This is a genomic window from Ochrobactrum sp. C6C9, from assembly GCF_022627935.1.
In the GTDB taxonomy this organism is placed as follows: domain Bacteria; phylum Pseudomonadota; class Alphaproteobacteria; order Rhizobiales; family Rhizobiaceae; genus Brucella; species Brucella teleogrylli.
Map to the genome: position 1 here is coordinate 208,732 of NZ_JABXGB010000004.1, position 14,200 is coordinate 222,931.

Genomic DNA, 14,200 nt, shown 5'->3' on the forward strand with positions numbered 1-14,200 from the left:
CCTTTGGCGAACAATGTTGCTGGCTGTGATGTAGGGACCTCTTGAGATGCTGGCCGGAGCCATATCGGGTCTGATATGGCTCCGGTTTGATGGAGCTGATGCTAGAATGGATAATGCTGCTTGGGGTCTTCGATTGTGATCCATCGAAGATTGGTAAAACTGTCTATGCCTGCGGACCCGCCAAATCTACCAGAGCCGCTGTCTTTGACGCCGCCGAAAGGCATTTGTGGTTCATCTCCCACCGTCGGCCCATTGATATGGCAAATGCCGGCATCAATTTTACGCGCAACCTTGAGCGCGCGGTCGATATTCTGGCTGAATACGGCAGAGGACAGACCATACTCCGTGTCATTTGCAAGCTCGACGGCATGATTGTCATCGCGGGCGCGCACCACGCAGACGACCGGTCCGAATGACTCCTCGCGAAACAGACGCATTGCGGGTGTAACCCTGTCGACAATCGTGGCTGGCATGATTGTTCCGCTTGCCGTGCCCCCAGTTGTGATTGTGGCACCGGATTCTTTGGCATCGGCAACCAGTTCGAGCACCCGATCAACTGTGCCTTGCGCGACGACAGCGCCCAGAGCGACTTTCTCGCGTGGATTGCCGCTTGGCAATGCTGAAGCCCGTGCCGTAAACCTGGTCACGAATTCATCGGCGATTTTTTCATCGACAATGATGCGTTCGGTGGACATGCAGATTTGCCCCTGATTCATGAAGGCACCGAAAATCGCCGCGTTGACGGCGCCATCAAGATCGGCATCATCCAGTACGACCAATGGCGCCTTGCCTCCCAGTTCTAGAAGCACAGGCTTGAGGTGTTTGGCAGCTTCAAGAGCGATGATCTTCCCCACCCGCGTGGAACCCGTGAAGTTGATCCGCTTAACGAGAGGATGCGTTACAAGCGCGTTGACAACTTCCGGTGCGTCATCAGCGCTGTGGCTGACAATATTGAGAACACCTTTTGGCAGACCCGCTTCAATCATTACGTCGCCCAGCATGCGATGCAGTCGCGGGCACATCTCGGACGATTTGAGAACAACCGTATTGCCACAGGCAATGGGCATCGCAAAGGCGCGTACCGCCAAAATGACAGGGGCATTCCATGGCGCCATTCCAACCATGACGCCAACAGGTTCGCGTACGGCCATGGAAAGGGTTCCAGGCTTATCGGATGGAATGATCTCGCCCTTGATCTGGGTTGTTGCGGCGGCGACTTCGCGCAGGATTTTGGCAGCCAACCCGACGTTGAATCCGATCCACGGGGCAGTCGCCCCGGTTTCAGCGATGCCGCAGGCGGTGAATTCGCCGATCCTGGCTTCGAGAAGATCTGCTGCTTTGAGCAGGATGGTGCGGCGCTCGCTCGGGCCGACTTCGGACCATTCTGCGAAGGCTGTTGCCGATGACTTGACGGCCCTGTCGATATCAGGCTGCCGGGCGGCGGGCGCTACAGTGGCCTCTTCTCCGGTGACGGGGTCAATACGGGTAAAGGTCGCGCTGCCCAGTGCCGGAACATCCTGGCCATCTATCAGCAGTCCAATATTCATCTAATCCTCCCATTTTTGGAATTGAGGTGTGTTCAACTGGCGTGGGTTGCCGTTCCGTAGAAGGCGATCTGCACTTTCTTTGCGGCAGCCCGGAGTTTGGCTGCGAGATCATTGGCGATCAGCGGTTCCATCCGGCTTTTTGAACTGAAGACTGAAAGGCCGCAGATCATTTTGCCGGAGGGGTTAAGGACTGGCACAGCCAGCGCATAGACATCGGGCTCCCGTTCACCCCGATTAAACGCAAGGCCGGACTCTCGAATATCCTGCAGTTCGGCGATGAGCCCCGACCGGTTTGGCACAAAGCCCTCATTGATCGCCTTGAGCTCAACGCGCTCAAGATAGGCATCAAGCGCGGTTTCACTTAAATGGGCGAGCCACAATTTGCCATGCGCGCTGGCATAGGCTTCAAGATGACTGCCAAGCTGTATCGATACGAACATCGGCCGATCCGGCAAGGCACGGGCGATACAAATCGCGCTTTCACCGTCAAAACTGGACGCAAGTGTTGCTTCGCCAACGTCCTTCGTCAGTTGGTCGAGCACAGGCTGCAAGGCGCTGCGCAAATTGTCTGCTCCGGCGGCGCGTTTTCCCAGTTCGGCCAGTTTGTAGCCCAGTCGATAATGTCCACGCGAAACCGCCACGAGTGCGCCTGCAGCTTCGAGGGTTTTCAGAAAACGGTGCGCTGTTATCGTATTCAACCCCAGGCGCGATACGACATCGCTTGATCCAATCTGGAGCAGCTGATCGTCGAATAAGTCCAATATCTGGAAGGCCTTAATAACCGATCCATTGGCCTGGCTCATGACGCATTTTTCTCCCTACAGAACGCGATATCCGCAAAATTCCGAAGCGTGTTGACAAACGAAGCGTAACATATCTATCATTAATTGCAATATAAATTTCACATATAGAAATATCTGCGAGAAGCAGAACAAGACGCAAATTCTCGGGAGGAGGAAAACGCGTGGATGTTCGTCCCCAGACTAGCCATTCCATGACCGCGGGAGGTGCGCTCCTTGCGCGTTTGAAAGCTGTTGGCGTGGATTATATTTTTGCCAATTCCGGTACTGACTTTCCCCCGATCATTGAGGGGCTGGCTGAAGCCAAGGCGAATGGGATCGCTTTGCCGGAGGCGCTTGTTATTCCCCACGAGTCAGCCGCTGTCGCAATGGCGCATGGGTACTATCTCGCATCAGGCCGCCCTCAAGCGGTGATGGCGCACACCAATGTTGGCCTTGCAAATTGCGCCATGGGCGCCATCAACGCCGCGGCGGAACAAATCCCCATGCTGCTGCTGTCGGGGCGAACGCCAACGCTTGAAAAGGGTCGTTTCGGTGCCCGAACAGTGCCCATCGGTTGGGGGCAGGAGATGCGCGATCAGCATGCGCTGGTCCGTGAAGCTTCCAAATGGGACTATGAACTCCGCTTTCCGGAGCAGATACCAGATGTCGTTGATCGGGCATTTGCCATTGCAAATTCCACACCGAGAGGTCCGGTTTACGTCAGTGTTCCGCGCGAAGTGTTGTGCGAGGTTGTTGACTATGAAGGCCTGACCGCGCCCAGTCGAGTGGCGTCGTCTGTTTCTGCGCTCGATTTTGATGGCGTGGCTGAGCTGGCGCAAGCCATCCGGGATGCGCGGCGGCCGCTATTCGTGGCGCAAAAAGGTGCTGGGACAGAACAGGGTTTTGCTGCCCTTGATCGCATAGCCCGAAACTGGGCTATCCCCGTCAGCCAGTATTGGGCAGTGCAGCTTGCACTTGCGACTGATCATCCTTTTTCGACCGGTGCGGAAATCGCGCCATGGATCAACGATGCTGATCTGATCGTCGTCTTGGATTGTCTGGCGCCGTGGTCTCCTGCAATCCATGAACCGAAAGCAGATTGTCGGATTTTTCAGGTCGGCGCGGATCCGCTCTACGAAAGGTTCCCATATCGGAATTTTCCGTCGGATCGGACCATTACCAGCGAGGTTGGTCCATTTCTTGTCGCATTGGAAAAGGCCTTGGAGGAGTTGGGCGTCGAAAGCGGCTATTATATCCAAACCCGCCGCGAAGACGCACAGGGCCGTTGTCGCACGCGACGCGAAAAGGTTCTTTCAAAGGCTGAGACCGGGCAGGACTCCGGTATAACCAAGGATTATGTCAGCCTCTGCCTTTCGCGAGCCGTACAAAACCACGAAGCGTCGGTTCTGTCGGAGCTCGGTTGCCCGTTGGAGCCGCTGACATTGAACAGGCATGGAAGCTGGTTTCAGGAACCGCATTCTGGTGGTTTGGGCTGGTCGTTTCCAGCCGCTCTGGGCATGAAACTGGCAAAAGCTGACCGACTGGTCGTCGCGACCATGGGCGATGGCTCCTACATGTTCGCCAACCCTGTGGTCTGTCATCAGATTGCAGAAGCCCTGGGTCTTTCGATCGTGGTTGTGGTGGTAAACAATTCCGAATGGGGTGCGGTGCGGCAGTCGGTCGCCGACCTTTACCCGGAAGGCTATGCAGCGCAGGCCAATATCATGCCTCTGACCTCTCTGGGACCGACACCCGATTTTGCGATGGTCGCACAAGCCAGTCGCGCTTTTGCACAGCACGTTAAACGAGCGGAAGATTTGCCGGCGGCTTTGGAGGCTGCTGTCACCCATGCGTCAGCGAACAAGGGGCTGGCGCTGGTAGAGGTCAACGTCAAGCCGTGAATGGTTGTCGAGCATTATGACTGCTCGGCACTTGGGAGGAAGCCATGAATATGCTGGTTAGAAGCGATTTAGCAGGCGATACAATTGCGCGGGTAGAGGCTATCCCGGTCTTTCTGCCGTGCGAGTTGAAAATCGGTGCAATTCATCGCTCGACTGAATTGTCTGCCGTGGTGGTTGAGATTGAAACCGCCGACGGTGCCATTGGACACGGTTTTACGGCGATTACCGATGAAGAGGTGGTGAGCGCTGCCGTCAACAGCCTTGTTGCACCCAATCTTGTCGGCATGCCTGTAATGTCGCGTGAGGCCGTGGCAGAACGCCTTTATTGGTTGCTCAGCCCTCGTGGGCAAACCGGTTATGCAAGTCACGTCGCCTCCGCAATCGACATTGCACTGTGGGATATAGCGGGAAAGAAACTGCAGATGCCGGTTTGGCGTCTGTTGGGTGGTGCGCGCAGCAAGGTCGAAACCTATGTAACGTTTGGTTTCGCCGCGCTTGATCGGGAGGAACTCGCGGAAGCGGCAGCTCACCTCTCCCGGCAGGGGCAGAAACGGTTGAAAATGGTCGTTGGCCATCATGCGCTGGCGCGTCGTGATAGTGGTCGTTCGCTTGATGCGGTCATTCGCGAAGATGAGGCCAGAATTCGCGCAGTGCGCCTGGCGGTTGGTGACGATGTCGACCTCTTCATTGATGCCAATTGCAGTTTGGACAAATTTCACGCGCAACTTCTGGCAGAACGGATTGCCGATTGCGATATTCGGTTCTTCGAGGAGCCCCTGCGTGGAAACGATGTTGGAAGTCTGGCGGACTTTCGCCGCAAGATTAGAATTCCGGTAGCTGCGGGCCAGAACGAGGGACAGCTGTTCCGGTATCGTGATCTTCTCATGCATCAGGCCGTCGATGTTTTGCAACCGAATGTCTGTATCGGTGGCGGCTATACAATGGGCGCTAAGATCGCGGGTATGGCGCAAGCTTTTAACACCACAATCGACAATGGCGGGGCATTTCCTTTTCATAATATGCATTTGCACGCAGCCATGGCCAATGGCGGTCTGGTTGAATGGCACCTGATCTCGGTTGAACTGTGCAAAGGGGTCTTTGAAGGACTGACAGCTCTGGGAGAAGGTGAGATTGCTCTGCCGGAAACTCCGGGGCTGGGCTTTTCGATGTCGCCTGAACGCAAAGCGGAACTGTTGAAAATGCCGACGTCGATGGGACGTGGAAAAGGATGATTGTACCTCTGCTTCATCTGTTGGGATGAGCAGGAATACTGATGGAAAGCAAACCACTGGGAGGATGGAATGCGTTATTCGACTGCATTTTTGGCATTGATCGCGGCTATGTCGTTTTCGGACATCGCACAGGCGGAATGGAAACCGACACAGGATCTTGAATTCGTGGCAGGTGCGGGGCCGGGCGGTGGGACCGATCTGTTTGCGCGCACAATCCAGTCTATAATTCAGAAGTATGATTTGGCGGATGTGGATGTCGTCGTGACGAATAAGCCAGCCGGTGCTGGAAGCGAAGCCTTCATGTATGGTGTCACCGGTGGCAAGGATCCTTATAAGCTATTGTTCGGAAACAATAATGCGTGGCTGCTGCCAATGAAGGCAAGGGTCGGCTATTCGATGGACGATCTGACACCAGTCGCCAGCATGGCCAGAGATGTTTTCCTGCTCTGGGCCAACAAAGATAGCGCCTACAAGATCTATCAGGATGTGGCGAACGCCGCTAAAGATAAGTCCGCACCTTTGAAGTCTGGTGGCACACAGTCCAAAGACGGTGATGAGATTCTCGTGCGCATGATTGCGGCAGAGGCAGGCGGCAATTTCATTTACATTCCTTTCAAGAGTGGAAGTGAAGCCGCTGTACAGCTGGCCGGCGGGCATATCGACATCAATACCAATAACCCGTCGGAAAATGTGGGACAGTGGGCTGGTGGGGCGGTGAGGCCAATCTGCGTTTTTGCAGACGCCAAGCTTGAGGACACGAACAAAGTGTATGACGGGCAGGGCTTTGGAGATATTCCAACCTGTGCAAGTCAGGGCAGCAAAATACAATCCTACGAGATTCCGCGAACGATCTTTTCCGCAGCGAAATTAACCAACGAGCAACAGGCCTATTTTCGCGATCTTCTGTCGAAAGTGCGCGAGAAGCCGGAATGGCAAGCCTATCTCCAGAAAACCATGCAGGGCGATCTGTTTTTGCAAGGGTCTGAACTTCAGACTTATATCGATCAAGATAGTGCGAGAGCCAGAGCGGTGTTTGAGCGTGAAGGTTGGCTTGTCAAATAGGGCAAGCTTTGTGCGGTCGCCTTCAGGCCGCGCTGTCTGCTGGAAATGGGAGAGACCGATATGGACGATACCAGGAAGGTATTGCTAACGCGCTTTGCTGCCGAAATGTTTGTGGCAGCACTGCTCGTCGCTATAGGCGTACTCGTTGCTTACGGTGCCGCCGGTCTGGGTTATGGCTGGACATCCAGCGGCCCGGACTCAGGCTATGTACCATTCTATCTTGGATGGGGAATAGGGCTCGCCGGTATGGGGATCGCGATTTCGAGCTATCTCGAACGTGAGCGTTATAGAGCCAGAGTTTTTCTGACACTCGATGGCGCACGCGATGTCCTGTCGTTCTTCCTGCCCATCATAGGACTGGTCGTTGCCAGTTATCTTCTGGGCATCTACTGCGCGGGCCTGATCTATCTGTTTTTGACTATCCGGTTTCAAGCCAAGGCTTCGACTTTGAATGCGCTTTTGATCGCTCTTCTCGCGGTTGGTCTTTTCTATGTTATGTTTGAGTTCTGGTTCCGTATCCCGCTATTGAAGGGGCCGATCGAACCTCTTCTCGGATTGTGAGGTGGAAATGATGGAAAACTTCGAAAATCTTCTGCACGGCTTTTCGATCGCTATTAGCGGCTATCATATATTCCTCATGATTGCAGGCGTCATGATGGGGCTTCTCGTCGGCGTTTTGCCGGGATTGGGCGCGCCCAATGGCGTGACGCTTTTGTTGCCTTTGACATTCTCGATGGAGCCCGTCTCGGCCATCATCCTGCTAACCAGTATGTACTGGGGCGCACTCTTTGGTGGATCGACCACATCGATCTTGTTCAACATCCCCGGCGAACCATCTTCGGTGGCAACCACATTCGATGGTCATCCCATGGCCAAGCGCGGTGAGACTACCGAAGCATTGACCTATGCATTTTCCTCCGCAGGTATCGGTGCGTTGTGCGGGGTGGCGCTGATCACGGTTTTATCGAGCTGGATTGCTTCCTTCGCGCTCAGCTTTTCACCGGCGGAATATTTCGCCGTCTATTTTCTCGCTTTTTCCTGCTTTATCGGGTTCGGTTCCGGGTCGATGCTGAAGAGCGCTGCAGTAATTGCGCTTGGTTTTGCACTCACATCGGTCGGAATGGATACCGTTTCAGGTGAAGTGCGGTTGACCTATGGCTTTTCTGAACTGCTGCGCGGGATCAGCTTCCTAGTTGCCGTGATAGGCCTCTTCGGCATCGGAGAGCTGTTGCTGACGATGGAGGAAGACCTGAAATTCGATTCCGTGAAATCAAAGCTTGAAATCCGTCGCGTTTTCAAAACGATTGCAACGCTGCCGCGATATTGGGCAACATATCTGCGTTCCCTCGCCATTGGCTGTTGGATGGGAATAACACCGGGAGGGCCAACGGCGGCTTCCTTCATGAGCTATGGTGTCGCGCAACGCTCCGGCAAAAAGAAATTCGGAACCGGTATTCCAGAAGGTATCATCGCGCCGGAAACCGCCGATCATGCCGCCGGTTCCTCGGCAATATTGCCGATGCTGGCACTTGGAATTCCAGGTTCAGCGACGGCTGCCGTCATGATGGGGGGGCTGTTGATCTGGGGGCTCAATCCCGGTCCGATGCTGTTTGTCCAGAATACGGACTTCGTCTGGGGTTTGATTGCCTCAATGTATCTCGGCAATGTCATTGGTGTCATCTTCGCCCTGGCAACGGTTCCCTTCTTTGCTGTCATTCTACGGGTCCGTTTTGCCATCGTGGCACCGCTGATCATGTTTGTGTGTTTGATTGGTGCCTATACGGTGGCGAGCGCATCATTCGATATGGTGTTGCTGGCGATATTCGGCGTAGTAGGTTATCTCTTCAAGAAGCTGGACTACCCCATCGCTCCGTTTGTGCTCGCCATGGTGCTCGGTCAGAAAGCAGAGGACGCCTTTCGTCAGTCCTTGATGATCTCCCAAGGGTCACTTTCAGTCTTCTTTTCAAATTGGCTCGTCGGGAGTGTTATGACCGCCGGGATTGCGATGATTGCCATTCCTGCACTCATCGCTTTGTGGCGCCGCCGCCGACCGTCACTCGTAGAAGAAGTTTGAGGACGCGCCATGGGTTTGATCGGCGTTTCACACACACGTCAGGCGGCTCAACGGCGCCTGCCTCGCATAGCGTTCGATTTTATCGATGGCGGTGCCGGGCGCGAGAATGCGTTGCGTCGGGCCGAAGCTGCATTCAATGCCGTGGAACTCGTGCCGAGTGTTCTGCGGGGTCATACTGAATTCGACACGAGCTGCCGCCTTTTTGGTACGGAACAGTCTTTGCCTTTTGGTATTCCACCGATAGGGCTTGCCGATCTTGTGTGGCCAAAAACGGATATAGCCTTGGCAGCGACTGCCTATCGGCTTGGCATTCCATACGTACTTTCGACGGCGGCATCGACAACCATTGAAGATATCACCAAGGTTAACCCGGATGCCTGGTTCCAGCTCTATGTGGGCGAAGATCAGTCTATCGTGGACAATCTGATTGATCGTGCGGAATCTGCCGGTATCAAAAAACTTGTCGTCACGGTTGATATACCGGCTCCCGGCAGAAGGCTGAGGGATTTGGCGAATGGTTTTACATTGCCCTTGCGTCCCAGTCTTGGAAGCATTTTCAGCTTTGCGACCCACCCAGCCTGGTGTCTTGCCACGTTGCGTGCGGGGTCACCGAAAGTTGCTAATTTTGCGAACTATGCATCGGGGTCGCAGTCCGGCACATCGCTGGCGCGATTGATGGCCCGCCAGACTTCGGGCAGGCTCGACTGGACAATTCTGGGCGACCTGCGGCGACGCTGGAAAGGAACATTCATCGTCAAAGGTGTGTTGAATCCGTCCGACGCCCGAAGAATTGTCGACACAGGGGCGGATGCACTGATTGTTTCCAGCCATGGAGGACGGCAGTTCGAAGCGGCACCGGCGCCATTAGCTGCGTTGCCGGAAATTCGCGCAGCCGTGGGACGACAGATCCCGGTGCTAATGGATGGCGGAATCCGCTCAGGGACCGATATCATTTCTGCACTCGATCGCGGAGCCGATTTCGTTTTTATTGGCCGTCCTTTTCTTTACGCCGTCGCTGCGGCCGGTGTTGCCAGGGGGCCGGAACAGATGGCTGAATTGCTGCGTGCCGAATTGATCAATGCTATGGGGCAGCTGGGATTGGGGTCAATTTCAGAGCTGATTGACCGCTTCAACTAAAAGCCAGTGCCCAAAGCAATGTCATGGGTGGGCGCTCCCAGCATCAGGCCACAGCTTCCCGCCAAACGAAGTGTTCGCCGCCTAGCTCCACGCAATCAAGATGTGGCGCTACATAATCGAGCGACTTGACGGGACTTGGAAGCTCTCCCTCATTGGCGACAAACAATCGACGCTCACGATCTGGATCAGCTACGGGAACCGCCGACATCAGCCGACGCGTATAGTCATGGGCGGGATGCTCAAACACCTGCGAGCGTGTCCCGGTTTCCACAAAGCGACCTGCATACATCACCGCCACACGGTGGCTGATCTGCTCGACAACCGCCATGTCGTGGCTGATGAAAAGATAGGACACGCCTGTCTCGTTCTGGATATCCTGCAGAAGGTCTAAAACCTGCGCTTGAATGGAGACGTCCAGAGCCGCAACACTTTCGTCCGCAACGATCAGCTTCGGTGAAAGCGACAAAGCTCGCGCGATGCAGATGCGCTGCCGCTGGCCGCCGGAGAATTCGTGCGGATAGCGCTTCATCTGGTCGGCAGACATGCCGACGCGACGGAAGAGATATTCGACCCGGTCTTTCAGCTCACTGCCGGATGCCAGACCATGGATCGTCAGCGGCTCACCCACAAGGTCGCCAACCCGCATGCGCGGATCAAGAGAAGCATAGGGATCCTGAAAGATCATTTGAATGTCGCGAAGCACTGGCCGCATCGCCGTGCGGCTCAGGCCCTTTGTGCTCTTGCCGTCAATGCGGATATCGCCGCTCCATGGCACCAGATTGAGCAGGGCCTTGCCCGTCGTGGACTTGCCGCAACCCGATTCACCGACCAGTGACAGCGTTTCACCGCGATTGACGGTGAAGGAGACGCCCTCCACGGCATGAACGCGCCGGACAGGACGCTGTAATATGCCGCCCTTTATGTCGAAGCGGACAACAAGATTTTCAACTTCAAGAACGCTACAAGAAGGTTCGGGCGCGGGCGCGGCTTTTGGTTCCGCTGGCGCGCGTTTGGGTCTGTCCGTGCCGGTCATTTCGCCAAGCCGTGGCACGGCGGCGAGCAATCGCTGCGTATATTCGTCCCGAGGGTGATGGAAGACCTCGCGCAGCGGACCTTGCTCTACCTGCCTGCCCTTGTTCATCACGAGGACGTGGTCTGCCATTTCGGCGACAACACCCATATCATGCGTGATGAGAACGACCGAGATGCCGTTCTCGGCCTGTAGCTTGCGAATGAGTGCCAGTATCTGCGACTGCACCGTTACGTCGAGCGCGGTTGTCGGCTCGTCGGCGATGAGAATTTCAGGCTTCTGGGCAAGCGCCATGGCGATCATGACGCGCTGACGCATGCCGCCGGAAAGTTCATATGGATATTGCAGCAAACGACGACTGGAATCGGAAATCTGCACCTGATCGAGCAAGTCCTTGCAACGCTGTTTCAGCGCGGCACCCGACAGGCTGCCTTTCGGGCCAGCTTCATTGGCGACGGCTTCCGCCAGTTGTCGCCCCACGGTCAGAACCGGGTTCAGCGAGGTCATGGGTTCCTGAAAGATCATCCCGATATGACGCCCGCGCACGCTACGCATCTGGTTTTCGTTGAGCTTGAGAATGTCGCGACCGTTCATCATGGCGGTGCCACCGGTCACGCGCGCCAAGGACTTTGGCAAAAGCTGCATCAGCGAGAGCACGGTCATGGATTTGCCGGAACCACTTTCGCCGGCAATGCACAAGGTCTTCCCGGATTGCAGATCGAAGGAAAGCCGGTCGACGACAGTGCGTGCACCGTCGGGTGTCGCAACCTGCGTCACCAGATCTCTTACCTGCAGAAGCGGAGAAGGCGTGTTCATGATTGTGCTCGCTGAGTGATGGAAGAGGGCGGCAGGGACCGCCCCCTTATGCCTTATTCGAAAACGGAACGCGGGAAGTAGAACGAGACGACCCAGTTCGGCTGATCGACGATTTCGCTGATGCGCAGATCACCGCAGGCCGAGCAGAGCATATAGGCATCCACCGGGTTGAGGTTCTGCGTCTGGCAAAGAAGATCGATCATGTTGGAGAGAGCAGCTTTCGCGCCTTCCCACAGATCGGACCCGATACCGGTGGTGACTTCGTAACCCTTGGTATCGAGGTGCCGCGTCACTGGCCCCGGCGTGGTGAACCGGGGCATCTTCAGTGGCGTATCCTTGATGAGATCCAACGTCAGGGCGACATTCATCGCGCTTTCGATGGCGGTGCCGCAAACTTCGCCGTCGCCCTGTGCCGCATGGGTGTCACCAATGGAGAACAAAGCGCCTTCGACTTCGATCGGCAGATAAAGCGTGGTCCCGGCTGCGAGATCGCGGATGTCGAGGTTACCGCCGACGCGACGCGGCGGCACAACCGAATGCAGGCCCTTTTCCGCCGGTGCAACGCCGATGGTTCCGGCGAACGGTTTCAGCGGAACGCGCGCATGCTCTCCGAAAAGTGCTGGCTCCAGCGTTGTGGGATTGTAGTTCCACAATGCTAGTGCCGGCTCCTTGAAGTCATCAGCAAGAAGACCGAAGCCTGGAATATTTGCGGTCCAGCCGAAGCCCGAAGGCTCAAACTGGTGAATGGTGATTTTCAGGACATCGCCCGGCTTGGCGCCATCGACGAAGATGGGGCCGGTAACGGGATTGACCTTGGAAAAGTCCATCGTCGACACATCGGCGACCGTGCTGCCGCGATGATAGTGGCCTGCACCGCTGTCCAGACATTCGAATTTCAGGGTCGAGCCGGGCGCGACCGTTTCAGCCGGCTGGAACGAGTTGTCCCAGCCGAAATGATGATGCCGACCATGAATGGTGTAATGGCAATTATTGCACATCTTTTGCATAAACCTCGTCGTAATTGACCGGGATGTGGACAGGATCGACGAAGATCGCGTCGGGGCCGCCCAGACGTTCGGAGCGAACCGAGAAGCGCTCCTCGTTGAAGATCGGCGCCCACGGCGCGTCGTCCATGATCTTCAGATAGATATCGCGCCACATGGCTTCGCGCTCTTGCTTGCGGGCCGGGTCAACGATGGCGTCAGCTTCCTGCGCCTTCTTGTCCAGCTCTGCATTGCAGTACCATGACCAGTTCCAGCCACCCTGTACCGCGCCGCTGCAACCCAGGATCGGGCCGTAGAAGTTGGACGGATCGGGGAAGTCGGCAATCCAGCCCATGCCGCCGGACCAGATCATCGGTGCGCCTTCGGGCTCGCCGCCAGCCGCGATGACATTGGCCTGCGCCAGAGACTTGATCGAGGCCTTGATGCCGATGGCGGCCAGATCCTGCTGGATGGCCTGCGCAATGCGCGGCTGCGGATCGGTATTGGCGACGAACAGTTCAGTTTCGAAACCATCGCCCACACCGGCTTCGGCAAGCAGCGCCTTTGCCTTTTCAGGATCGTAAGGATAGCCCTTATAGTCCTTGGCATAGCCCGGCATCGATGGCGGCAGCGGCTGATTGGCCGGAACGGCGCGACCGTTGATGATACGGACGATGCGGTCCTTGTTGATGGCCATGTTGACGGCCTGACGCACCTTCACATTGTCGAAAGGCTTGATCTTGACGTTCATGGTCACGTAGCCGGTGTGCAACTGGCCGCCCTGAATAATCAGGTCCTTGAACTTAGGATCTTTGGTAACTTCGATGAATTTCGCAGGCGGAATGCCATCACCCGGAATGTCGACTTCGCCGTTCTGCAAACGCAGAAGGGCAACGACCGGCTCCTGACCGACTTCAAAGGTAATCTGGTCGAGCTTCGGCAGCGACGGATTGTAATAATCCTTGAAACGTTCGAAGACGATGCGCTGGCCGAGCGTCCATTCGGTCATCTTGAACGCGCCGGAACCAACCGGATGCTTGCCGAAATCTGCACCGTATTTCTCGACTTCTTCCTTGGGCACGACGTGGGCGAAATTCAGCGCCAGCACATGCAGGAAGGTCGCGTCCGGGCGACTCAGTTCGAACTTGATCGTGTAAGGATCGATAACGGTGATGCCGGAGAGCGTCTCCGCTTTGCCTGCGGATGCATCTTCAAAACCGACGATGGAGCCGAAGAAACCAGCGCCGGGGCTCTGGGTCTTCGGGTTGACGACGCGTTCGATGGAATATTTGACGTCATCGGCGTTCAGTTCGCGACCATTGTGGAACTTCACGCCCTTCCGCAATTTGAAGGTGAAGGTCTTGCCGTCGTCGGAGATTGTGTAATCTTCCGCGATTTCCTTGCGCAGATTGGTGGTGCCCGGCTCGTAGTCCATTAGACCGTCGAACAGCGACTTGATCATCGACCAGTTCTGCCAGTCATAGCCTATGGCGGGGTCGAGCGTCGAAACGTCGTCCTTATAGGTGACGATCATCGAGCCGCCCTGCTTGATGTCGGCGGCCTGCGCGCCGAACGAGATGGCGAGGCCAAGCGCCAGCGCCGATATGCCGGATAGAAAAGTCTTTTTCATTGGTGT

The 14,200-nt window shown here is 56.0% G+C and carries 11 protein-coding genes; 6 read left to right on the forward strand and 5 right to left on the reverse strand.

The annotated features are described in order from the left end of the window. Positions 1 to 101 precede the first annotated feature (101 nt). Both HWD97_RS04860 and HWD97_RS04865 read right to left on the reverse strand, forming a co-directional pair. Positions 102 to 1,547 carry an aldehyde dehydrogenase gene (locus tag HWD97_RS04860; protein ID WP_121537484.1) on the reverse strand — a complete coding sequence of 482 codons (1,446 nt, stop codon included), beginning with the start codon at positions 1,545 to 1,547 and terminating at the stop codon, positions 102 to 104. 32 nt (positions 1,548 to 1,579) lie between these two features. Then, positions 1,580 to 2,350: an IclR family transcriptional regulator gene (locus tag HWD97_RS04865; RefSeq protein WP_109366261.1), complete on the reverse strand. Its 771-nt coding sequence runs from the start codon at positions 2,348 to 2,350 to the stop codon at positions 1,580 to 1,582. A 161-nt stretch (positions 2,351 to 2,511) separates the two neighbouring features. Between HWD97_RS04865 and HWD97_RS04870 the strand changes: the two genes are divergently transcribed. The 6 genes from HWD97_RS04870 to HWD97_RS04895 all read left to right on the forward strand — a co-directional run bounded on the left by HWD97_RS04870 (position 2,512) and on the right by HWD97_RS04895 (position 9,735). After that, complete coding sequence (locus tag HWD97_RS04870) at positions 2,512 to 4,230, forward strand: thiamine pyrophosphate-requiring protein (RefSeq protein WP_371834823.1); 1,719 nt, start codon at positions 2,512 to 2,514, stop codon at positions 4,228 to 4,230. 44 nt (positions 4,231 to 4,274) lie between these two features. After that, on the forward strand, positions 4,275 to 5,462 hold the full coding sequence (locus HWD97_RS04875) for a mandelate racemase/muconate lactonizing enzyme family protein (protein WP_235858918.1): 1,188 nt from the start codon (positions 4,275 to 4,277) through the stop codon (positions 5,460 to 5,462). A 69-nt stretch (positions 5,463 to 5,531) separates the two neighbouring features. Continuing rightward, positions 5,532 to 6,524 (forward strand): tripartite tricarboxylate transporter substrate binding protein, encoded by a 993-nt coding sequence (locus HWD97_RS04880; RefSeq protein WP_109366259.1) that lies wholly within the window; start codon positions 5,532 to 5,534, stop codon positions 6,522 to 6,524. Between the two features lie 60 nt (positions 6,525 to 6,584). Further along, positions 6,585 to 7,085: a tripartite tricarboxylate transporter TctB family protein gene (locus HWD97_RS04885; protein WP_167836055.1), complete on the forward strand. Its 501-nt coding sequence runs from the start codon at positions 6,585 to 6,587 to the stop codon at positions 7,083 to 7,085. Between the two features lie 10 nt (positions 7,086 to 7,095). Further along, positions 7,096 to 8,598, forward strand: a complete 1,503-nt coding sequence (locus tag HWD97_RS04890; protein ID WP_371834835.1) for a tripartite tricarboxylate transporter permease — start codon at positions 7,096 to 7,098, stop codon at positions 8,596 to 8,598. A 9-nt stretch (positions 8,599 to 8,607) separates the two neighbouring features. Next, positions 8,608 to 9,735, forward strand: coding sequence for an alpha-hydroxy acid oxidase (locus tag HWD97_RS04895; RefSeq protein ID WP_109366257.1), 1,128 nt, complete (start codon positions 8,608 to 8,610; stop codon positions 9,733 to 9,735). A gap of 43 nt (positions 9,736 to 9,778) precedes the next feature. Here the strand turns inward: HWD97_RS04895 and HWD97_RS04900 are convergent, their stop codons facing one another. Genes HWD97_RS04900 through HWD97_RS04910 form a run of 3 tightly spaced genes read right to left on the reverse strand, consistent with a single transcriptional unit; the run spans position 9,779 to position 14,194 of the window. Then, positions 9,779 to 11,581 (reverse strand): ABC transporter ATP-binding protein, encoded by a 1,803-nt coding sequence (locus tag HWD97_RS04900; RefSeq protein ID WP_371834824.1) that lies wholly within the window; start codon positions 11,579 to 11,581, stop codon positions 9,779 to 9,781. A 53-nt stretch (positions 11,582 to 11,634) separates the two neighbouring features. Further along, positions 11,635 to 12,579 (reverse strand): acetamidase/formamidase family protein, encoded by a 945-nt coding sequence (locus HWD97_RS04905; protein WP_112592762.1) that lies wholly within the window; start codon positions 12,577 to 12,579, stop codon positions 11,635 to 11,637. Continuing rightward, positions 12,569 to 14,194: an ABC transporter substrate-binding protein gene (locus tag HWD97_RS04910; protein ID WP_371834825.1), complete on the reverse strand. Its 1,626-nt coding sequence runs from the start codon at positions 14,192 to 14,194 to the stop codon at positions 12,569 to 12,571. The genes HWD97_RS04905 and HWD97_RS04910 overlap by 11 nt, the downstream gene beginning before the upstream one ends. Between the last annotated feature and the right edge of the window lie 6 nt (positions 14,195 to 14,200).